The organism is Streptomyces sp. R35, assembly GCF_041053035.1.
Lineage (GTDB): Bacteria > Actinomycetota > Actinomycetes > Streptomycetales > Streptomycetaceae > Streptomyces > Streptomyces lutosisoli.
The window spans coordinates 3,405,418-3,425,899 of the sequence record NZ_CP163440.1; the positions used below are offsets into that span (position 1 = coordinate 3,405,418).

Below are 20,482 nucleotides of genomic sequence, written 5' to 3' on the forward strand. Positions count from 1 at the left end.
TACTGGGACCGGGGTGGGGGCTCAGCCGTGGGTCTTGGACAGCAGCTCGACGATCTCCGCGGTCGTGCCGGTCTCGCCGAGGCGGGGGAAGATCCGCTCGACGCTGTTGCGGTGGGTCTCGATGTCGATGTCGGACATGGCGTCGGTGGCCAGGGTGACGTGGTAGCCGTGTTCGTGGGCGGCACGGGCGCTGGACTCCACGCCGATGCTGGTGGCGATGCCGGCCAGCACGATCTGGGTGATCCCGCGGCGGCGCAGGTGCAGGTCGAGGTCGGTGCCGTGGAAGGCGCCCCAGTTCCGCTTGGTCACGGTGATGTGCTCGGGGTGCCCGGCCAGTTCGTCGACGAGGACGTCCCAGCCCTCCGGCCAGGTGCGGGAGCGGCTGCCGCCGTCGATACGGCTGGACGTGGCGTCCGCGCCGTCGGCGGCGGCGGTGACCCGCACAAGGACCACGGGGAGGTCCTGGCCGCGGAAGGCGTCGGCGAGTCGGCTCGCCCGCGTGACGACCTCGGCGGCGGGGTACGGGGCGAGGCCCGGGTTCCCGACGATGCCGTTCTGCAGGTCGATGAGGACGAGGGCGGTACGGGGGTCGAGCGTGGTGACAGCCATGGTCGGGCCTTCCGGGGGTTCGGGGGGGCGTGGAGCCGTAGGGCTTCGGGGCCTGAGGGGGCGTGGGGCGTGGGTCAGATGACGCGGTGCGCTGCTGGAGCCGGCCCTCGGAAGGCGGCGGGTATCACGGCCGGGTGAGCCGTTCCAGTACGGCCATCGCCTCGATGACGGTCTGCCGCTCGGCTTCGGTGCACTGATCCTGGAAAGCCCGGGCCAGCCACTCCTCACGGGCCTGCCGCGTGCCCTCGACGCGCTCGCGCCCGGCGTCGGTCAGGGTGATCAGCTGGCGCCGGCCGTCGCGGGGATCCGGGTTGCGCTCGATCAGCCCGTGCTGGTCGAGCGCGGCGAGGACGGCGGCCATCGACTGCGGGCGGACCCCTTCGGTGGCGGCGAGCCCGCTGGCCGTGGCGGCCCCGCTCTTGCTGACCAGCGTCAGCGCGGACAGCTGGGACGGCGTGAGCTCCTCCGTCTCGGAGACCTCCCGGATCCGCCGGTGCAGCAGACTGAATGCGACCCGGAGATCACGCGCGGCGCGACCGGCCGACTCGGAGACACCCTCGGTGCTCTGATCCATACCCCCACGCTAAAACCTTCAGCCCAGACTGTCCAGTTCAGACTGCACAGTTTACCTGCACAGTTTGGCCTGCACAGTTTGAGCCGCGTGCCTGCCCTGCCTGCCCGGCGCGCCGGGCAGGCAGGGCAGGGCCGGGGCGGTGTGCGGGTTTACCGTCGGCGGCATGGACGGTGATCGCCGAGGGTGGCGCCAGTGTTTACTCGGCGGGGCGGTGTTCGCCGTGTGCATGGCCGGCACCACGCTGCCGACTCCGCTCTACGGCCTCTACCAGGAGAAGTTCGGGTTCTCCGAGCAGACGGTCACCGTCGTGTACGCCGTGTACGCCTTCGGGGTCATCGGCGTGCTGCTGCTCGTCGGCAACGCCTCGGACGCCGTGGGCAGGCGTCCGGTGCTGCTGTGGGGCCTGGGATGCGCGGCGGCGAGCGCCGTCTGCTTCCTGTGCGCCACCGGGCTGGGCTGGCTGTATGCGGGGCGGCTGCTGTCGGGACTGTCCGCCGGTCTGTTCACCGGGGCCGCCACGGCGTACGTGATGGAGCTGGCACCGTCCGGCGGCGCCTCCCGGGCCACGTTCGTGGCGACGGCCGCCAACATGGGCGGGCTGGGCTGCGGTCCGCTGCTCGCCGGGGTGCTCGCGCAGTACGCTCCCTGGCCGCTGTACCTGCCGTTCGCCGTGCATCTCGCCCTGGTGGCCTGCTCGGCCGCGGTCCTGCTGCGGCTGCCGGAGACCGTAAGGGAGCGGCGGCCGCTGAGCACCGTACGGCCACAACGGCCCAGCCTGCCCCCGCAGGTGCGGGCGGTGTTCGGGCCGGCGGCGATCGCCTCGTTCGTGGGGTTCGCGTTGTTCGGGGTGTTCACCTCGGTCAGCCCGGCGTTCCTCGCACAGTCCCTGAACGTGCACAACCACGCCGTGAGCGGGCTGGTCGTCGCGCTGGCCTTCTTCGCCTCGACCGCAGGGCAGCTGGCCGTCGGCCGGGTCGGTGTGGGGCGATCGCTGCCACTGGGCTGCGCCGGACTCCTCGCCGGGCTGGCGCTGCTCGCGGGCGCGCTGCGGTGGGACCTGTTCCTGCTGGTGGTGCTGAGCGCGATCGTCGGCGGGGGCGGGCAGGGGCTGGCGTTTCGCGGGGCGCTGTCCGCGGTGGCCGAGGCGTCTCCCGCGGACCGGCGCGCGGCGGTGATCTCGACGCTGTTCGTGGTGGCTTACGCGGGCATCTCGGTGCCGGTGATCGGCGTAGGGGTACTGGCGGTTCATATCGGCCTGGAGGATGCGGGGCTGGTGTTCATCGCGTGCATGGCCGTCCTGGTCTCGACCGCAGGCATCTACCTGCTCCGGCGGCCGGTACCGGCGAGGACGTGAGCGCGGGGACGGCCCGTTTCGGACCGCCCCCGCGTCCGGCTCGATCAGGACGCGGAAGGAGTCCGGCCGGCCCGGCCGAAGAGTCGCCCGGCGAGGTCGACGCCGACGATCGTGCCGCTGTCGTCGCGGGTGAAGTAGCCGCGCTGTCCCTTCAGACCGCCCTCGGTGATGACGTACTCGTCGCCGTCGCCGGGCAGGAAGCCCATGGCGGACGGCTGATAGTCCTGGGGCATCTCGCGGTCCGATGCCGCGCGGATCTCCGGCTTGATGCCGACCGCGAGGGTGAGCCCGGACCCGTCGGTGGCGATGTCGAGGTTCATGACGTCGATCTCGTAGCGGCCGACGACCTCCCGCGCCTGGACCTCGTCGTACGGGATGGGCTCGGGGGCGCGTTCGACCACGCCCAGGTAGTGCTGGAGGGCCCACTGGACAACGGCCTGGTTGAGGGCGTAGCCGTCGGGGCCGGCGTTGGCCAGGGAGGCGACGGCGAAATTCCGTTCCGGCACGATGAGCAGCTCGGCGAACTGGCCGTTGCCCGATCCGCCGTGCCCGATCGTGCGGATGCCGTCCACATCGCGCAGGAACCAGCAGATGCCGAACGCGTCGCCGAGCGTGCTGGCGCGCAGGGCGACCGTCTGCTCCTGCATACGGTGCAGCGCCTCGGCGGGCAGCACCCCGTCCCCGGCGCCGAGATGGAACCGGGCCCAGCGCAGCAGATCGCTCACCGAGGACACGCCGCCCCCGCCGGGGTTGTTGCCGCGCGCCCCGGCCGGGTTGGACTTCCATGGCTGGGCGAACCGCAGCTCTCCGTCCTCGCCGCGGTTGTACCCCACGGCGAACCGGCGGACGATGACGTCGTCCAGCCCGAAGAAGGTGTTCGAGAGCCCCACCGGTTCCAGGACCAGCGAGGCCACCGCCTTCTCGTAGGACAGGCCGGTGACTTTCTCGATGATCCGCCCGGCCAGGTTGTAACCGGCCTGGCTGTACGAGGCCCGGGCGCCGGGCGGCGCGATCACCGCCAGCTCCGCCATCTTGGCCACGAATCCGCCGAGGGAGCCGTTGTCGTCTCCCGTGTCGATCAGGTTCCATTCGAGGCCCGCGGTGTGGTTGAGCAGATTCAGGACGGTGATCCGCGCCGCGGTCTGTTCGTCGGCGAGCTTGAGTTCGGGAACGTACCGGCGCACCGGAGCGTCCAGCTCCACCTTCCCCTCCGCCGCCAGGCGCATCAGCGCGGTCGCGGTGAAGGTCTTGGTCACCGAGGCCAGATGGAACAGCGTCTTCTCATCGACCGGCAGCGGGTTGTCGACGCTCGTCACGCCGTGGGACGCGTAGACCTCCCGTCCGTCCACCAGTACCCCGACAGCGACGCCGGGTATGTCGAACTCCTTGGCCGCCGCCGTGACGGCATCGCCCAGCTTGTCCTGCAACGTGGTCCCCCTCGCAACTGACGTGTGCATCAAGCGCAGTTGGAGCCTAGAGGGGATCGCGATCAGCGCACCCGGATCGACGCGACCGGATCGGCCGCATCGCCGTCGAGCGGCGGTGGGACGGTGGGACGGAGGGCATCCGTCCCACCGTCCCACCCGTCCTACCCGTCGCGACTCACTTCGACGTGATGAAGTCCAGGGCAAGGCCGGAGGCCGTCGTCCAGTAGGTGACAAGTTGACCGTCGTCCGCGTACAACGTGTCGACGGGCATGGGGACGTCGATCGGCTCGCCCGCCTTGCTGCCGAGCCGGCTGCTGTGGAGGGTGAGGGTGATGCTGTTCGCCTCGTACTCGTCCATGGCGCCGCCGGCGACGAGCAGAGCGGCGTACGCCTCGTCACCCGGAGCGAGGGTCACGGGCTTCCCCGGGTCCGGGTCGCTGTCCTTGATCACCGGGGTCGTGCCCTTGGCGTCGCCGATCTTGACGTAGGGATAGTGGTAGACGTTGCACGTCTTGTCGCCGGCGTTCTGGACGGTGATGAGGAGGTGCCTGGCTTCCTTGCTGTCCGCGGGCTCCTTCGTGGCGGAGACCGCGAGTTCCTCTCCGGTGCAGGCGGCGATGGTGCCACTGTCGCCGTTGCCGTCGCTTCCGCCGGTGTCGCCCGAACTCCCGCTCGGCGTCACCGAAGCCGTCCCACCCGGCGTCGCCGAATTCGTCGCGCTCGGCCGGCCCGAGGGCTTGGCGTCGTCCGAGCCCGCGACCGCGCCCGGCTCGCACGCCGTGGTCGCGAGCAGCGCGGCGACCGTCGCGGCCCCGAGGACGTAGAACTTCCAGTTCATGGGTCTCTTGCGGGCAGCAGCATTCATGGTGTTCCCCCGTTGTCGGCCGTACACGGCCATTGTCGACTCTCGATTGCAAGCGCATTCTGCGACATGACTCACCCTCACATCGCCTGCCTCGTACGCCTGTTACCGATCAAGCACATGGAAGGCACGCTTCCGTCGGAAGACCACAGCCTGGCGCCCAAGGGATGGCCTGGGTTGCCCTCCACCTTCGAACGTTGAGCGCTTACCGTCGAAGTTCGAGTGACGTGGATCACTAAGGATCTACGTGAGGCACGCAACTGCGACCCCCGCCGTCACTGTCTGACAGGGAGGCGGGCCCGTCAGGGGCGGGGAGCGAGAGAGCGGGGCAGATCGTGGGACGGCGCAAGGGCGGCATAGGGATCACACTCGTCACGGTCGCGATGCTGGTGGGCACGAGTGCCTGCGGCGGGGGCGGCAGTGACAAGGCGAGCGGGAACGACGCGAAGGCGTCGGGCAAGGCGAGCGCGAGTGCCTCGCCGTCACCGACGAAGCCCGCGGGCCCGCCGATGCTGCTGGACACGATCACCCCGCAGACGGGAACCACGGTCGGCGTGGCCATGCCGATCTCGGTGATCTTCACGAACCCGGTGGCGGCGAAGGCGCGGGCCACGGTCGAGAAGCACATGAAGGTGAGCGCCTCGCAGCCGGTGGCCGGCGCCTGGCACTGGATGGGCGACCAGCGCGTCGACTGGCGGCCGAAGACGTACTGGCCCTCCGGCACGAAGGTGAAGATCGACGCTGACATGAAGGGCGTCAGCAACGGCAACGGACGCTACGGCGTGCACGCCTACACGCACACCTTCACGATCGGCGACGACGTCCGCGCGGATGTCTCGGTGACCGGCCACACCATGAAGGTGACCCGGAACGGCGAGGCGGTACGCACCCTGTCGATCAATGCGGGCAGCGCCGAGTATCCGACGTGGAACGGCACGATGGCCGTCATCGACAAGCAGGAGAAGGTCCACATGACCTCCTGCAGCGTCGGCATCAGCTGCGACAAGGGCAGCGCCAACTACTACGACCTGACGCTGCCCTGGGACATCCACCTGACCCAGTCCGGCACGTACGTGCACTATTCGACCGGCGACCCCACTCCGGGCAGCGGCAGCGCCCGTGGCTCGCACGGCTGCGTCCATCTGTCGCTGTCGGACGCCAAGTGGTTCTACGGCCAGGTCAAGCAGGGCGACCCGGTCACCATCACCGGCTCCTCCCGCGCCAAGGCCCCGGCCGACAACGGCTACGCCGACTTCAACCTGGGATGGGACCAGTGGCTCGCGGGCAGCGCGTCCGGGGAGCAGACGACCGCGACGCTGTGACGCGCCGCGGCGGCGACACCTGTTGGGGCACCCGCTCGAAACGGGCACCCCAACAGGCCTCCAGAGACCGCTGAACCTGTACGCCATCCTCTAAAAACCCCAGGTCAAACACACCAAGCTCCGATGGCACCGGACAGGGGTCCCACTCGTTCGCGTGAAGTCCCGGAAGGAACTCGCATCCCAAAATCGAACAGGCGTAGCATTGCCGCGTGGCTGCGACCTATGACTTTCCGAGTGACCTCCTGGCCGGTCAGGAGGAGCTGCATCAGGTCCGGGCCGAGCTGCTGGCCCTGCTGAAACGACTCCCCTGGTCAGTGGAGCCGCTCGACGGATTCAGTGACGCGGGCGGCTGGCGCAAGGTGGAGCGCCCCGCCTCCCCCGGCTGGACCGCCGACGAACAGGCCGAGGTGGAGAAGCTCCGCCAGCGGGAGCGCGAACTCGCCGTGTTCGTGACCTGCCATCGCTTCTGGTCGGAGGTCACGCCCCCGGAGAAGGTCGACGCCCGCATGAAGCTGAAGCACGCACACGAGGACCCGTCATGACAGTCCGACGTCCATGGACGGGGCGTCGGGGTCCGGGCTCCGGGCCGAGAATGGTCGGCCAGGCGTAGCGGCGGACGATCGGGAGCCACGGGAACCACGTGTGCAGTGCGGCGGCGGCAGCCTGCTCAGCCGGTGAGGCCCAGGGCCCCCGCCGCCTGGATCGCCAGCCAGACCTCGGCCAGGGCCCCCGTCGACGTCAGGTCACGGTCGGTGAGAGCGCTGAAGCGGCGCAGCCGGTAGGCGAGGGTGTTCGGGTGGATGTGGAGCGCCGCCGCGGCCGTCTCGGTGCGGCGGTCGCGCTCCATCCAGGTGCGGGCGGAGACCAGCAGCTGCGAGTCATGGGCCTCGTCGTAGCGCAGGACCTCGCCGAGGACGTGCTCGACCAGTGCGGTCAGGACGGCGGGGTCGTCGGGCAGCCACCGGCCCGTCGAGTCGTCGCCGTACCGGACGACGGGGCGGCCTGACTCCACGGCCTTGGAGACTGCCCAGAGCGCCTCGCGCTGGGCGACCTTCAGTGCGGCGCCCGGCAGGAAGGGGCGGCTCATCCCGGCTGCCACGTCCGGCAGCTCACCGACGGCCGCCGCCAGCTCCGGCGCCCCCAGGACGTAGCGGTCCTCGCCCCGGGTGAGCAGCAGATGGGGACGGTCCTCCAGGCAGCACAGCAGTGCCTCGTCGGTGGTGTGGCGCACCACGAGAAGCACGGTGTCGCCCTCGATCGAGTGCCGGGCGAGGCGGCGGCGCGCCACTTCCGGGTCGAGCACCTCCTGCAGCAGCTCGGCGAGCGTCTCCGCGCCCTCGCGGCGCAGCGTCTCGCGCTCGTTGCGCACCATCGCCAGCCGCAGCGCCGCCACGGTGGCGATGTGCTGGGCGACGGCGAGTCCCGCGGGCTGGGCGCCCTGACGCTCGTACGCGACGAGGAAGCCGGCCGGGCCGCCGGGCGCGGGCACCGGGAGGACGAATCCGCCGGGGATCGTCGGCGGGGCGTCGACGGAGGCGGGCAGGACACCGGGATCCGGCGCGGGAACGCCGGGCAGCAGCGGGCGGCCCTGTGGCGTGCAGAGGTAGACGTCGTAGCCCGACAGGCCTTCGAGACGGCGCAGCAGCGCCGGTGTGTCGAGGTTCTCGGCGACCAGCCAGCGCAGCGCGCCGAAGACCTGGAGCTGCGCGCCCAGCCGGTGCCGGGCGTCCTCCTGGACCGAGGCCGCGACCTCCTGGGCGACAGCGATGAACGGAACGGCGAGCGGCACTTCGAGGACCGGGAAACCCCGCTCCTCCGCCGCCCGGAAGAACTCATCGTGCAGCGGGGGCATGTGCAACTGCGCGGAGAGCGCGAGAGCCGACACCCCGGCGTCGTCCAGCCGCTCCAGATAGGCGCGCTGCCCGGCCGCGTCACGAGGGACCGCCAGACCCGCCGTCATGATCACCTCGGCGCCCAGGAGCCAGGGCGTCGGATCGGCGAGCTCGCTGGCGTGCGCCCAGGACACGGACCGGTCCAGACCGCCACGGCCGGCCTTCACGGAGAGCTGGAGTGCCGGGAAGGAGAGCAGATCCCTGACGGTGAGTTTGTCGCTGGCCACAAAAGAAAGTGTACGGCTCTGTGACGGACACAATTGTCGATAAACGTGCAGGGGGCACACACTGTCGAGACCGCCCCTACGCATGAACGGAAGGTGGAGCGCCCGTGACAACCTCGATCACCGAAATCGAGACCTATGGTGTCGAGCGGATCCCGGACGAGGACCGCACAGCCCGCCCGATCGATCTGTTCCGGCTCGCTTTCGGCGGCGCCAACACCTTCGCGACCTGTGTGCTGGGCGCCTTCCCGATCCTCTTCGGCCTCTCCTTCTGGCAGGGTGTCGCGGCAACCGTCCTCGGCCTCGTCGCGGGTGCGCTGCTGCTGGCCCCGATGGCTCTGTTCGGCCCCGCCAACGGCACGAACAACGCCGTCGGTTCCTCCGCGCACCTGGGCGTGCACGGCCGGGTCGTCGGCTCGTTCCTCTCCCTGCTCACCGCCGTCGCGTTCTTCTCGATCTCGGTGTGGTCCTCGGGAGACGCGCTCGTCGGCGGCGCGCACCGGCTCGTCCACGTCCCCGAGTCGGACGTCACCTACGGCATCGCGTACGCGATCTTCGCCGGGCTCGTGCTGGTCGTCTGCATCTACGGGTTCCGGTTCATGCTGCTGGTCAACAAGATCGCGGTACTGGCGGCGTCGGCCCTCTTCGTGCTCGGCGCCTTCGCCTTCGCGGGTGACTTCGACCCCGGTTACGCGGGATCCTTCGCCTCCACCGCCGACCCGCTGTTCTGGCCGTCGTTCATCGGCGCCGCGCTGATCGTGCTCTCCAACCCGGTCTCCTTCGGTGCGTTCCTCGGCGACTGGTCCCGCTACATCCCGGCCGGGGCCTCGCGCCGCCGGGTGATGGGGGCCGCGTTCTTCGCCCAGATCGCCACCCTGCTGCCGTTCCTCTTCGGCCTGACCACCGCGTCGATCATCGCGTCGAAGGCCTCGAAGTACGTCGACCCGGCCGCCCCCAACTACGTGGGCGGGCTGCTCGCGATCTCGCCCGGCTGGTACTTCCTGCCGCTCTGCCTGATCGCCCTGATCGGCGGCCTCTCCACCGGCACGACGTCCCTGTACGGCACGGGGCTCGACTTCTCCAGCGTCTTCACGCGCTTCAACCGCGTCCAGGCCACCTTCTTCATCGGCGCCCTGTCCATCGCCTTCATCTTCGTCGGCCGCTTCGCGCTCAACCTCGCGCAGTCCATCTCCACCTTCGCCACGCTGATCATCACCTGCACCGCACCGTGGATGGTCGTCATGACGCTGGGCTATGTCACCCGGCGCGGCTGGTACGACGCGGACGCGCTGCAGGTCTTCAACCGCCGTCAGCGCGGCGGCCGCTACTGGTTCACCCACGGCTGGAACTGGCGCGGCATGTCCACTTGGCTGGTCTCCGCCGTCGTGGCGCTCCTCTTCACCAACCTGCCCGGCCAGTTCGTCGGCCCGCTCGGCAACCTCGCGGGCGGTACGGACATCTCGCTGCCGGTCGGCCTCGGCCTCGCGGTCGTGCTCTACCTCGCCCTGCTCACGCTGTTCCCCGAGCCGCGCGACGTGTACGGACCGGCCGGACCCCGCTTCGTCCGGGCCTCGGATGCGCCCGTGCCGCCGATCACCGGCGGCACCGACGAGACCGTCACCGAGCCCGCCATGGCCCGCTGAGGCCTCACCGTCACCCCCGTAACCGCACACCAGGCATTCCGGCCCCGCCCACCGAACGCCCGTGACCAGGAGTTGCGCATGAGCACCACCACCGTCCAGGAAATCCGTGCCGCCGCGGACGCACTCGTCGCCGCCTTCGCCGAGGGCCGTCTCGACGACTACTTCGGCGCCTTCGCCCCGGACGCGACCTTCATCTTCCACACCACCCCGGAGCGGCTCGGCTCCACGGCCGAGTACCGCGCGCTCTGGCAGCAGTGGGTGGAGCAGGACGGCTTCCGCATCCTCGGCTGCACCTCGTCCGCACAGCTGATCCAGCACTTCGGCGACACGGCCGTCTTCAGCCACGACGTCGAAACCCGGGTCGCCACCAACGCCGGCGAGGAGACGGTCCACGAGCGGGAGACCATCGTCTTCGCCCGCGCCGACGACGGCGGCTGGACGGCCGTCCACGAGCACCTGTCCGCCCGCACCGCCGCCTGACCAGGAGAGCCGTTCCATGAGCACCACGTTCCGCAACTACATCGACGGCGTACTCGTCGACGCCTCGGACGGCCGCACGCTCGATGTGGTGGACCCCACCACCGGTGACGTCTACGCGACCTCCCCGCTCTCGGGGGCGGTGGACGTCGACGCGGCGATGGCGGCCGCGGCTGCGGCGTTCCCCGTCTGGCGCGACACCACACCGTCCGTGCGGCAGCGCGCGCTGCTGAAGATCGCCGACGCGATGGAGGCACGGGCCGACGAGCTGGTCGCCACGGAGAGCCGGGACACCGGCAAGCCGCTCCACCTCACCCGCAGCGAGGAACTCGCCCCCGCCATCGACCAGGTCCGCTTCTTCGCGGGCGCGGCGCGCATGCTGGAGGGCCGCTCGGCCGGCGAGTACATGGACGGAATGACCTCCATCATCCGCCGCGAGCCGGTCGGTGTGTGCGCACAGGTCGCGCCCTGGAACTACCCCCTGCTGATGGCGGTGTGGAAGTTCGCCCCGGCGCTCGCGGCGGGCAACGCGGTGGTCCTCAAGCCCTCGGACACCACCCCGGCGTCCACCGTGCTGATCGCCGAGATCATCGGCGGCGTCCTGAAGGAACTGGGCCTGCCCCAGGGCATCTTCAACGTGGTCTGCGGCGACCGTGAGACCGGTCGCCTGATGGTGGAGCACCCGACCCCTGCCATGGCCTCCATCACCGGTTCGGTACGCGCCGGCATCCAGGTCGCCCAGAGCGCGGCCAAGGACGTCAAGCGGGTCCACCTGGAGCTCGGCGGCAAGGCCCCGGCGGTGGTCTTCGAGGACGCCGACCTGACGAAGGCGGTCGAGGACCTGGTGGTCGGCGGCTTCTTCAACGCCGGTCAGGACTGCACGGCCGCGACCCGCGTCCTGGTCCACGAGTCGGTCCACGACGAGTTCGTGGCCGCGCTGGCGAAGGCGGCGGCGGAGACGAGGACCGGGCAGCCGGACGACGAGGACGTGCTGTACGGCCCGCTCAACAACGCGAACCAGCTCGCCCAGGTCAGCGGCTTCATCGAGCGCCTCCCCGAGCACGCCACGATCGAGGCGGGCGGCCACCAGGTCGGCGAGAAGGGCTACTTCTACGCCCCGACCGTCGTCTCCGGCCTCCGGCAGGACGACGAGATCATCCAGAACGAGGTCTTCGGCCCGGTCATGACCGTCCAGTCCTTCACGGACGAGGCCCAGGCCGTGCGGTACGCCAACGGCGTCGAGTACGCGCTGGCCTCCTCGGTGTGGACCAAGGACCACGCGCGGGCGATGCGGATGTCGAAGAACCTCGACTTCGGCTGTGTGTGGATCAACACCCACATGGCACTCGTCGCCGAGATGCCGCACGGCGGATTCAAGAAGTCCGGCTACGGCAAGGACCTCTCCGCATACGGCTTCGAGGACTACACCCGGATCAAGCACGTCATGACGTCGCTCTGACATCCGAGAGCCCGTCGCCCGCCCCGGCTCTGCACCGGGGCGGGCGACGGGTTTTACAGCGGCATCCAGCGCGCCGCGGCACTGATGTCGGATCCGGACGTCAAAGACCCCCAGCCATGATCGGCTGGGGGTCTTTTTTTCCTGGTGGGCGCGGACGGTTTCGAACCGCCGACATCCGCCTTGTAAGGGCGGCGCTCTACCGCTGAGCTACGCGCCCAGGACGAGTCGACAGCCTACATTGCCGGAGGGGATGCCCTGCAAACCGGTATCCGGTGATGGTGAGTGGGACGGGTCCGGGCGGGGCGGAGCGGGGGTTTTCCCCACCTCGGATGCGGGAGCCCTCCGGATCCCGCGGGGCGCTGTGGGTCCATACGGTCGAAGGGCATGGGCAGTCAGCCTCAGGGGGAGATCATCATGGCCCGTACCGTTCCCGTCCGCGCGGCCTCCGTCGCCGGCGTCGTCGGCATAGTCGTCGCCCTCGTCGCGGGCGCCACCGCCTGTGGCGCGTCCGCCGGGGACGACAAGAAGCCGGAGCAGCGGTCCTTCGCCCTGCACGGGCGGGCGCTCACCGTCGACTCGGACGACTCCGCGATCGATCTTGTGGTCGCGGATTCCGACACGGTGCACACCGTCCAGGTCACCCGGTGGTTCGAAGGGCATGTCGTCGTCGGTGGGGACCCCGAGGTCACCTGGGCCATGGAGGACGGTGACCGGCTGGTGCTGCGGATGAAGTGCTCGGGTGTCGTCGCCGACTGCTCGGCCCGGCACCGGATCGTGGTGCCGCGCGGTGTCGCCGTCAGCGTGGCGGACGGGGACGGGCGGGTGACGGCGCGTGGCTTCGAGGAGGCGCTCAGCGTGCGTACGGCGGACGGTTCCGTCCGGGTGACGGACTCGTCGGGGCCGCTGGACCTGCGCAGCGCCGACGGGTCGATCAGCGCGCTCGGGGTGGACTCGCGGCGCGTGCGGGCCCGTACCCAGGACGGTTCCGTACGGCTCGAACTCGGCGTCGTGCCCGACCTGGTGGAGTCCCGCAGCCAGGACGGCTCCGTCACCATCGCGCTGCCCCACGACTTCTATCGGGTGACGGCCGACAGCGGTGACGGGTCCGTGGATGTGTCCGTGCCCCGTGACCCGGCCAGTTCCCATGTGGTGTCCACCCACACGAACGACGGGAAGATCACGGTACGAACCGCGAACTAACAGGCCCGTGTGTTCGTCCTTAACCGGTGGGAGAATGACAGCCGGGCAAGGCGGATGACAGCACGGGAGAGGGATGTGACGGCGACACCTTCGCAGCCGTATTCGCCGTTTGTGCCATGTGCACAGCCAGCGCGACCAGCGCAACCAGTGCGAGCAGTGCGCCCAGCACAGCCGGCGCAGCCGGCACCGGGTGTCTCGCGCGCCGCCCGTGATGTACTGACCCTCCTGGCACTGCCCCTGCTCGCCGCCCTCGCCCTGCCCGCCGCCTTCGCAGGTGGCGGTACCCGGCGGTGGTTCGGCGGGCGCTCCGAGAGTCAGCGGGCCGAGGCGCAGGCGGCGAAGGACGCCGCCGCGGCCGCCTTCTACGAGCTCGACACCGCGCAGCGCGATCTGCGGATCTCGATCGAGACCATCACGGCCGTCGACGACTCCCCCGCCGCCCGTCGCGTCGTCTCCGACTTCGAGGCGCTGGGGCGGCGTATCGACGAGGCCAGCCAGAAGTACATCACCGCCGTCGACGCCCACGATCTCGACCGGGTCGAGCTGGAGGCGTCGGTCGCCGCGCGGGCCCGCACCGAGCTGACCGCAGCCAAGGACGAGCTGGGGCGGGTCAAGCAGGACCTGGACCGGTTCGAGCGAGGGCTCGCGCCGCTGCTCGGCAAGGCCGAGACGCAGCTGGCCCGGCTCGCCCCGGCCGTCGAGCGCGCCCGCCAGGCCCTGCTCGCCGCCTCGAACGCGCTGGATGCCGTACGGCAGTCGGGGCTCAAGGCCGACGATCTCGCCGCCCGGCTCGCCGCCCTCGGGCCCGAGCTGACCAGGCTGAACCAGGGGGCCGGGCAGCACGGCGTACCGGAGACCCTGGAGCGCGCCGAGCGGGTCTCGCGGGAGGCCGGGGCGGTGCGCGCGGAGGCGGAGCGGCTGCCCGAGCGGGCCGCCGAGACCGACCACCGGCTTGTCTCGCTGCGCACCCGCGCGCAGGCGCTGACCACCCGGTCCGGGCAGGTGGAGCCGGTGCTGAGCGAGCTGCGGCGGCGGTTCTCGGCCGCGTGCTGGCAGGACCTTCAGCAGGTGCCGGAGCAGACCGCGGAGAACGTACGGCAGGCTGAGCTGAAGCTGAAGGAGGCGCAGGCCGCGCGCGACGCGCAGCGCTGGCCGGACGCGACCTCCCTGCTGTCGACGGTACGGGCGCTGCTGAACCACACGGACGAGGCCGTCTCGGCCGCCGGCGACCGGCTGCGGCGGCTGAACGCCGTGCAGAAGGACCCGCAGCAGGAGATCGACCGCACCCGTTTCGCCATCCGTGACGCCCAGCGCCTCGCGATGTCGGGGCGCAACACCCCCGACCCGCGGCACGCCCGTCCGCTCGACGACTCCGTCGCCCGTCTCGACCGTGCCATCGCCACGCTGGAGGGGCGCCACCCCGACTACTGGCACTTCCTGACGGAGACCGAGGCCGTGCGGCAGACGGTCGCCCGGGTGGTCTCCCAGATCCGCGAGGAGCGCGGCGGCCCGGCCTGAACCCGCCCGCACCCCTACCCCTTACCCCTGCGGTTCTGGTGTTGGCGGTCCGGGTGGCCCGGGCGGATCCTGAAGGTACGTACGGCCTCCCTGGCTGTACGTAGGGCCTCCGCCGGCTGCGTGAGGAGGCGGACATGGCCGCACACGCGCTGCGCCAGCGGTCCGGGCCGGATTCCGGGCGCGGTTCCCGACGGCGCATCTTCTTCGACGAGCATCTGCCCGTCGATCATCGTCTCAGCACCTTCTACCGGATCGGCGCGGGCCTCATGGGCCTGGTACTGCTCGCCTTCGGCATCCTGGGCCTCATCGACAAGGTCGGCTTCTTCGAGACCGGCGGGGACACGGTCGCGGGGCTGAACACCAACGGCTCGCTCAGTGTGCTGTCGATCTGCGTCGGGGTGCTGCTGTTCGCGGGGATGGTGATCGGCGGGAACGTCGCCTCCACGCTCAACATGGTTCTCGGCGTCGCCTTCATCCTGAGCGGCTTCGTGAACCTGGCGCTGCTCGACACCGGCTTCAACTTCCTCGCCTTCCACATCCAGAACGTGCTGTTCAGCTTTGTCGTGGGCGTGATGCTGATGTTCTTCGGCATGTACGGGAGGGTCGGCTCGGCCCTGCCCCACGACAACCCGTACTGGAAGGCCCGCCATCCGGAGCAGCTGGCGCGCGAGCGGCGGCTGAGGGCCTCGGCAACGGCCCTGCACCGTGCGCGCAGGGCCGTGCCGAAGGGCTGAGTCAGGTGCGGTACGCGTAGTACGCCGAGGTCGGGTACGACGCGAGGATGCTCGACACCGACCTGCGGTAGGTGTCGGTGTCGTGGTACGTCAGATACGGAACGCCGCTCGAACTCCGGTACGACGTGATCATGGAGTGGTCCTTGGACCCGTCCTTGTCGAAGTCCATCTGCATCACGTCACCGACGTCCATCTGATAGACGTTCGCCAGGGCCGTGGTCCGCTTGGCCGTCTGGGTGAACCACGACCACTCGTTCACGCCGACCCAGGTGTCGGTCTGGGTCGAGGTGCCGTAGGACCAGGTGCCGTACTCCTCCGACGAGCTGCTGACCTGCTTCCAGCCGCCCGCGTTCAGGGACTGGCTCAGGTAGTTGGTGCAGTCGCCGCCGACCGAATTGAACTTCCGGTAGGCGGTGTTGTAGTTCTTCCAGTACTTCTCGGCGTACGTCGCCATCGCCGCGTAGTCGTACGTGGAGCCGGTGAGCGTCTTGGGGTTGGCGGGCGCGGGATACGTGGTCGCTGCCCGGGGGGCGTCGACAGCGGCCATCGTGGTCTTGCGCGGCGTCGTGCCGGTGACGGGCTCGTTGACCTGCCGGGGGCCCTTGTCCGTCGAGCGTTCGCCCGACAGCTTCCAGGTGCCGTCCGGCTGGGCGGTGAAGGTCAGTACGTGGTGCGCGCGGAAGCCCGTCGTGTCGGGCTCGTCACCGCGGATCTTCTCGTACGTGAGGGTGGTGGTCTCGGTGACCCAGGCGGTCGCCCGCTTTCCCTTCACCCGGGTCCTGTTCACGGTGACCTGGGTGTCGGCGGCGGTGTAGGCCTCGCCCAGCGCCGCGAGGCGGGAGCGGGTGCCGCGCAGCGACGAGACCGCGGTGTTCTCCGTACGGGTCAGCGCGGCGGACAGCGGTATGCCTCCCGCCGGCTTCAGCGCCGTACGGGTCGCCTGGCTGCCGTCCAGGAGGGCGGCCGTACGATCGGTGAACACGGCGTCCGCCGCGCGGCCGAAGGCGTCGGTCGTCGCCCGGTTCACCGTGGCGGGGGACGTGTCCGCGGCGTGGGCGGCGGACAGGGGCAGCAGGACGGCGGAGAGGGCGACCGCCGTCACGGTCGAGCATCTGCGGCTCAACTTCTTTGATCTCACTGATGATTCTCCTTGATCCCCGGCCGGACGCCGGGGAGGGAATCTTTACATGTCCCACTCAAGTGTGGTGAGTCTGGGTGGATCCAGTGCGGCCACCGGGCAACTCCCCTGCTCGGAAGATAAGTTGTCCGCGCCCGACAGCTATACCTACTTCACCACCGTCGACCAGTCCGGCGACTGCGCGGGGTCCAGGCTGCGCAGCCGTTCCAGGACTTCCGGCTTCTGCACGTCGAGCCAGTCGGCCAGTTCACGGAAGGACACACAGCGAACGCCCTTCTTGGTGCACACGTTCTTGACGACCTGGTCGATGGCCTTCATATAGATGCCGCCGTTCCAGTCCTCGAAGTGGTTACCGATGAAGAGCGGTGCCCGGCTGCCGTAGTACACCCGGTCGAAGCCGTTCATATAGGACTTGACCGTTTCCTGTTGCCACTCGGGGTACTTGGCCGGGTCTCCCTCGGTCTCGCCGTCCGACTGGTTGTAGAGGAAGTTGAAGTCCATGGAGAGGCCTTGGTACTTGCCGCTCTCGTAGGGGAGCAGCTGGAGCGGGAAGTCCCAGACGCCCTCCTTCTTGGTGGGCCATATCTGGAAGTCACCCGTGGAGCTGGCGTCGTAGCGCCAGTTGTACTCCTTGGCGGTCTCCTTCATGGCCTTGAGCAGATTCTTCTGACCCTCCAGGCAGGGGGCGCGCCCGCCGGTGATGTCTTTGGTGGCGTCGAAGGGCAGGGCCGGCAGATCGGTGTAGCCGGTGTTGGTCTTCCACTTCTCGACGAACGAGAAGAACTGCTCGATCTCGCTCTTCCACTGCGCCACGCTCCAGTCCTCGCCGCCCTTGTCACCGCAGAAGTGGCCGTTGAAGTGGGTGCCGATCTCATTGCCCTCCTTCCACGCCTCGCCGAGCTCCTCCAGTGTGGTGCGGATGTGCTCGTCGGTGGGATAGCTGATCGCGGCGGAGCCCACCGGGTGCAACGGCGGGGTGTAGAGCGTCTTCTTGGCCTTGGGCAGCAGATAGATGCCGGTCAGGAAGAACGTCATATGGGCGTTGTATTCCTTGGCCAGCTCCCGGTAGTGCGAGAAGAGTTTGTCGTCTCCCTGAAGGGCGCCGTCCCAGGAGAAGACGACGAACTGGGGCGGCTTCTCACCGGGCTTGAGCGGTACGGCCTTCAACTCGCCCTTCTGCGGCCCCGTGTAGGACGTGGAGCCGTCGCCGAGCACCTTGGTCTTGCCGTCCCAGGCGGGTTCCTTCGTCGCCTTGGCGGCGCCGTCGGAGCGGTGCGCGCTGGCGGACGCGGCCGGTGTGGTGTCCGAGCGGTTCAGGGCCAGATAGGTCGCGGCCGTGGACGTGACGACGAGGAAGGCCGCCATGGCCGCGAAGCCCTGGCGGGCGGAGACGGCGGCAGAACCGGGAGCGGGGTCACGGCGACGGCGCCGGCTGTGCTTCGAGTTCATACGGGGCACATTCTGCGAGGGGGGTGGAAGTGGCAGGAGCGTGGCGGGGCGGCCGCTCGGCCGCCGGGATCAGCGGAGCGGGCTCATCGCGCCCGACCAGATGCCGTACGGGACGTCGGCGCCGGATACGGCGTCGATGCCCTTGAGCGGCAGTGGTTCGAGGCTCTTGGTCAGGTCCATGCGGTAGAGGACGACCGAGGTCGTCACGGAACGGTTCGTGCCCACGTACCAGGCGGCCTTGTCGTCCGACGTGGTGCCGGCCTTCCCGGCCACCTGTGCCGATGCGGGCGCCGCACCGGCGTGGCCGACGGTGAAGGAGTCCGTGAGCGCTTCGGTGACCTCGCCGGCCACTTCGGCGCTCACCGCGCGATGGGGACCGGGCGTGTCCAGGTCGACCCGGGAGCCGTTGCGGGTGATGCGCCGCACGGAGTAGGGCTCGATGTGCGTCCCGCCCGCGGCGAAGGTGGCGTAGGAGCTCGACATCCGGATCGCGCTGGGCGTGGAGCTGCCCAGGGACAGCGCGGGCACCTGCGGTCCCAGGCTGGAGGAGAGCATGCCTGCCGCTTCGGCGGTCTTGCGCACCTGGGCCAGGCCGGTGTCCATGCCGAGCTGCATGAACGGCACGTTCACGGACGCGGCGAGCGCCTTGCGCAGGGTGATCTGCCCGTACGACTTCTTGCCGTCGTTGTGCGCGGCGACCTTCTTGCCGCTGCGGTCCCAGTAGGGGCCCTCGGGCGTGGTGACCGGGACGCCGTCGTCGCCGTTGTAGACGGAGTCGGGCGTGACCGGTGTGGCCGTGCTGCCACGCGTTTTGTGGACGCCGTGTTCCAGGCCTGCGGCGTAGACGAACGGCAGGAACGCCGAACCGGCCGGGACGGTGGTGGCGTTGGACTCGTTGTAGCCCTGCGTACGGTGGTCGGGGCCGCCGTAGACGGCGAGGATCCTGCCGTCGGCGGCCACCGAGGCGGCCCCGTAGTGCGCGGTCTTCGCCGCCTTGGGGTCCTCCTTCAGCGCCTTCTTGCGGGCCTTGGTCACGGCGTCGGTGAGCGCCGTCTCCCGCTTCCGGTCGAAGGTCGTGTAGATCTGGTAACCGCCCAGGTCGAACTGCTTGTCCGAGATGTGCCCGGCCTTCTTGGCGTACTGGGTCGCCAGTTCCACCAGGTAGTCGCTCTGCTTGCCGGTGTCGAACGTCTTGGACTGCTTGAGCGGCTCGGGGAACTTCTTGTACTTGGCCCGCTCGGACGGCGACAGCTTGCCGATCTTGACCATGCGGTCGAGGATCCAGGACCAGCGTTCCACGGCCCGCTTGTGGTTCGCCTTGCTCAGGGTGGGGTCGTAGAGACCCGCGCCCTTGAGGAGCGAGGCGAGGAACGCGCCCTCGCTGGCGTTGAGACGGCTGACGTCCTTGCCGTAGTAGGCCTGGGCGGCCCGCTGGAGGCCGTAGGTGCCGCGGCCGAACCAGCTGGTGTTGAGGTAGCCCTCAAGGATCTTGTCCTTGCTCATCTTGTTGTCGAGCTTGAGGGCGATCATGGCCTCGGTGAACTTGCGGCCCACCGTCTGATTCTGGGTCAGGTAGACGTTCTTGACGTACTGCTGGGTGATGGTGGAGCCGCCCTGGGTGTCCCCCTGGCCCACCGTGCGCACCAGAGCACGGCCGATGCCTTTGAAGGAGATGCCCGGGTCGGAGTAGAAGCTCTCGTTCTCCGCCGCGAGGACCGCCCAGCGCACGTCCTCGGGGATGTCCTTCAGCGGCATGGCCTGTCGCCGCACCCAGCCGGTACGGGCCATGGGTGTCCCGTCCGACCAGAAGTAGACATTGTCCTGCTGGGTGGCGTAGGTGTTCAGGTTGTCGGGTATGTCGGTGGCGGCGTAGGCGATGACCAGCAGCGTGCCGGTCAGCCCGATGGCCAGGCCCCAGGCTCCCAGCCACTGCCGCCAGGAGGGTATCCAGCGCCGCCAGCCGGAGCGGCCGGGCCGTGGGTACCGCGGCTTGAGACGGCGGCCGAGGGGTGCGAACCGCGCGGCGAGGCCGGACGGCGGTGCGGGTTTACGGCGGCTGCCGCGATGGCCTGAACTGGCCCCCCGGTCGGCTCGTCGCGCGGATTCCTCCGCCTCCGGGTGCGCCTCGGCGGAGACGTTCCTGCGAAACGGGATGCGAAGCTGGGTGGTCCGCTCGGCGGGAGTCTCGGCACTGGGCGGGATACGGAGCTGGGTGGTTTCCTCAGCGGGAGACTCGCTCTCCGTACGACGGCGCGCGGGCCGTTGCGGTTCGGCGCGCTTCGGGCGGTCGTCGCCCTCCTGCGGTCTAGCCACGGCAGGCTCCGGCGCATGGACGGCCCAGGGGATGCGGGACACCCGTTCGATGCCATGCCTCGGTCACGACTGCGTCTCCCTCCGCACTTCGGAATTGCGCGCGCGGGTAGATGCAGCGGCCGCACATGCGGCAGCAGGCCCCCCTCCCCGACCTTGCGGCTCGTCGCGGCCCTCCTAAATTATCAGCGTCCAATACGATCTCTTCGATCAGCAATCAGACAAAAAAGCTCAGAGCTCAACTCAACTCACCAGGACACTCGGGTCGTCCGACCTCGGCCCACGGTTTC

At 69.7% G+C, this 20,482-nt stretch carries 17 protein-coding genes and 1 tRNA gene; 9 read left to right on the forward strand and 9 right to left on the reverse strand.

Going from position 1 to position 20,482, the window contains the following annotated elements:
• Positions 1–21: 21 nt before the first annotated feature.
• Positions 22–609 carry a hydrolase gene (locus tag AB5J50_RS15690; RefSeq protein WP_369258522.1) on the reverse strand — a complete coding sequence of 196 codons (588 nt, stop codon included), beginning with the start codon at positions 607–609 and terminating at the stop codon, positions 22–24.
• A 124-nt stretch (positions 610–733) separates the two neighbouring features.
• The gene (locus tag AB5J50_RS15695) at positions 734–1,183 is read right to left on the reverse strand and encodes a MarR family winged helix-turn-helix transcriptional regulator (protein ID WP_369258524.1); all 450 of its coding nucleotides are present in this window, start codon (positions 1,181–1,183) and stop codon (positions 734–736) included.
• Positions 1,184–1,346: 163 nt separating this feature from the next.
• On the opposite strand from AB5J50_RS15695, the gene AB5J50_RS15700 reads away from it, so the two are divergent.
• Positions 1,347–2,537 carry an MFS transporter gene (locus tag AB5J50_RS15700; RefSeq protein WP_369258526.1) on the forward strand — a complete coding sequence of 397 codons (1,191 nt, stop codon included), beginning with the start codon at positions 1,347–1,349 and terminating at the stop codon, positions 2,535–2,537.
• Between the two features lie 44 nt (positions 2,538–2,581).
• Here AB5J50_RS15700 and AB5J50_RS15705 read toward each other — a convergent pair whose 3' ends face one another.
• Together AB5J50_RS15705 and AB5J50_RS15710 are read right to left on the reverse strand one after the other, a co-directional pair.
• Positions 2,582–3,964, reverse strand: coding sequence for a serine hydrolase domain-containing protein (locus AB5J50_RS15705; RefSeq protein WP_369258528.1), 1,383 nt, complete (start codon positions 3,962–3,964; stop codon positions 2,582–2,584).
• A gap of 175 nt (positions 3,965–4,139) precedes the next feature.
• Entirely contained in the window at positions 4,140–4,802 is a 663-nt protein-coding gene (locus AB5J50_RS15710; protein ID WP_369258530.1) for a DUF4232 domain-containing protein, read from the reverse strand.
• 407 nt (positions 4,803–5,209) lie between these two features.
• On the opposite strand from AB5J50_RS15710, the gene AB5J50_RS15715 reads away from it, so the two are divergent.
• A complete protein-coding gene (locus AB5J50_RS15715; protein WP_369265406.1) occupies positions 5,210–6,148 on the forward strand; it encodes an Ig-like domain-containing protein in 939 nt (312 codons plus the stop codon).
• Positions 6,149–6,357: 209 nt separating this feature from the next.
• Positions 6,358–6,690, forward strand: a complete 333-nt coding sequence (locus AB5J50_RS15720; RefSeq protein WP_327428367.1) for a hypothetical protein — start codon at positions 6,358–6,360, stop codon at positions 6,688–6,690.
• 125 nt (positions 6,691–6,815) lie between these two features.
• On the opposite strand, the gene AB5J50_RS15725 is transcribed toward AB5J50_RS15720, so the two are convergent.
• Positions 6,816–8,267, reverse strand: a complete 1,452-nt coding sequence (locus AB5J50_RS15725; protein WP_369258532.1) for a PucR family transcriptional regulator — start codon at positions 8,265–8,267, stop codon at positions 6,816–6,818.
• Between the two features lie 104 nt (positions 8,268–8,371).
• On the opposite strand from AB5J50_RS15725, the gene AB5J50_RS15730 reads away from it, so the two are divergent.
• The 3 genes from AB5J50_RS15730 to AB5J50_RS15740 all read left to right on the forward strand — a co-directional run bounded on the left by AB5J50_RS15730 (position 8,372) and on the right by AB5J50_RS15740 (position 11,843).
• A complete protein-coding gene (locus tag AB5J50_RS15730; protein ID WP_327428369.1) occupies positions 8,372–9,907 on the forward strand; it encodes a cytosine permease in 1,536 nt (511 codons plus the stop codon).
• Between the two features lie 78 nt (positions 9,908–9,985).
• Entirely contained in the window at positions 9,986–10,387 is a 402-nt protein-coding gene (locus AB5J50_RS15735; RefSeq protein ID WP_369258535.1) for a nuclear transport factor 2 family protein, read from the forward strand.
• Positions 10,388–10,403: 16 nt separating this feature from the next.
• Positions 10,404–11,843: a gamma-aminobutyraldehyde dehydrogenase gene (locus tag AB5J50_RS15740; protein ID WP_369258537.1), complete on the forward strand. Its 1,440-nt coding sequence runs from the start codon at positions 10,404–10,406 to the stop codon at positions 11,841–11,843.
• 142 nt (positions 11,844–11,985) lie between these two features.
• Here the strand turns inward: AB5J50_RS15740 and AB5J50_RS15745 are convergent.
• Positions 11,986–12,060, reverse strand: a tRNA-Val gene (locus AB5J50_RS15745).
• A 197-nt stretch (positions 12,061–12,257) separates the two neighbouring features.
• Here AB5J50_RS15745 and AB5J50_RS15750 point away from each other — a divergent pair.
• The 3 genes from AB5J50_RS15750 to AB5J50_RS15760 all read left to right on the forward strand — a co-directional run bounded on the left by AB5J50_RS15750 (position 12,258) and on the right by AB5J50_RS15760 (position 15,295).
• Positions 12,258–13,043 (forward strand): DUF4097 family beta strand repeat-containing protein, encoded by a 786-nt coding sequence (locus AB5J50_RS15750; RefSeq protein WP_369265407.1) that lies wholly within the window; start codon positions 12,258–12,260, stop codon positions 13,041–13,043.
• A gap of 75 nt (positions 13,044–13,118) precedes the next feature.
• Positions 13,119–14,561 carry a hypothetical protein gene (locus AB5J50_RS15755; protein WP_369258539.1) on the forward strand — a complete coding sequence of 481 codons (1,443 nt, stop codon included), beginning with the start codon at positions 13,119–13,121 and terminating at the stop codon, positions 14,559–14,561.
• Positions 14,562–14,695: 134 nt separating this feature from the next.
• Positions 14,696–15,295, forward strand: a complete 600-nt coding sequence (locus AB5J50_RS15760; RefSeq protein ID WP_369258541.1) for a DUF4383 domain-containing protein — start codon at positions 14,696–14,698, stop codon at positions 15,293–15,295.
• A gap of 1 nt (position 15,296) precedes the next feature.
• Here AB5J50_RS15760 and AB5J50_RS15765 read toward each other — a convergent pair whose 3' ends face one another.
• The 3 genes from AB5J50_RS15765 to AB5J50_RS15775 all read right to left on the reverse strand — a co-directional run bounded on the left by AB5J50_RS15765 (position 15,297) and on the right by AB5J50_RS15775 (position 20,195).
• Positions 15,297–16,433, reverse strand: a complete 1,137-nt coding sequence (locus tag AB5J50_RS15765) for an amidase domain-containing protein (protein WP_369258543.1) — start codon at positions 16,431–16,433, stop codon at positions 15,297–15,299.
• 147 nt (positions 16,434–16,580) lie between these two features.
• Positions 16,581–17,798 carry a hypothetical protein gene (locus AB5J50_RS15770; RefSeq protein ID WP_369265408.1) on the reverse strand — a complete coding sequence of 406 codons (1,218 nt, stop codon included), beginning with the start codon at positions 17,796–17,798 and terminating at the stop codon, positions 16,581–16,583.
• A 153-nt stretch (positions 17,799–17,951) separates the two neighbouring features.
• Positions 17,952–20,195 (reverse strand): transglycosylase domain-containing protein, encoded by a 2,244-nt coding sequence (locus tag AB5J50_RS15775; protein ID WP_369258545.1) that lies wholly within the window; start codon positions 20,193–20,195, stop codon positions 17,952–17,954.
• Between the last annotated feature and the right edge of the window lie 287 nt (positions 20,196–20,482).

What these genes read in the sequence shown, in the direction of transcription:
- AB5J50_RS15690 (WP_369258522.1), bottom strand. Translation starts at nt 609, where the DNA reads ATGGCTGTCACCACGCTCGACCCCCGTACCGCCCTCGTCCTCATCGAC.
- AB5J50_RS15710 (WP_369258530.1), bottom strand. Translation starts at nt 4,802, where the DNA reads ATGAACTGGAAGTTCTACGTCCTCGGGGCCGCGACGGTCGCCGCGCTG.
- AB5J50_RS15700 (WP_369258526.1), top strand. Translation starts at nt 1,347, where the DNA reads ATGGACGGTGATCGCCGAGGGTGGCGCCAGTGTTTACTCGGCGGGGCG.
- AB5J50_RS15750 (WP_369265407.1), top strand. Translation starts at nt 12,258, where the DNA reads ATGGCCCGTACCGTTCCCGTCCGCGCGGCCTCCGTCGCCGGCGTCGTC.
- AB5J50_RS15740 (WP_369258537.1), top strand. Translation starts at nt 10,404, where the DNA reads ATGAGCACCACGTTCCGCAACTACATCGACGGCGTACTCGTCGACGCC.
- AB5J50_RS15770 (WP_369265408.1), bottom strand. Translation starts at nt 17,798, where the DNA reads ATGGCGGCCTTCCTCGTCGTCACGTCCACGGCCGCGACCTATCTGGCC.
- AB5J50_RS15760 (WP_369258541.1), top strand. Translation starts at nt 14,696, where the DNA reads ATGGCCGCACACGCGCTGCGCCAGCGGTCCGGGCCGGATTCCGGGCGC.
- AB5J50_RS15735 (WP_369258535.1), top strand. Translation starts at nt 9,986, where the DNA reads ATGAGCACCACCACCGTCCAGGAAATCCGTGCCGCCGCGGACGCACTC.
- AB5J50_RS15715 (WP_369265406.1), top strand. Translation starts at nt 5,210, where the DNA reads ATGCTGGTGGGCACGAGTGCCTGCGGCGGGGGCGGCAGTGACAAGGCG.
- AB5J50_RS15695 (WP_369258524.1), bottom strand. Translation starts at nt 1,183, where the DNA reads ATGGATCAGAGCACCGAGGGTGTCTCCGAGTCGGCCGGTCGCGCCGCG.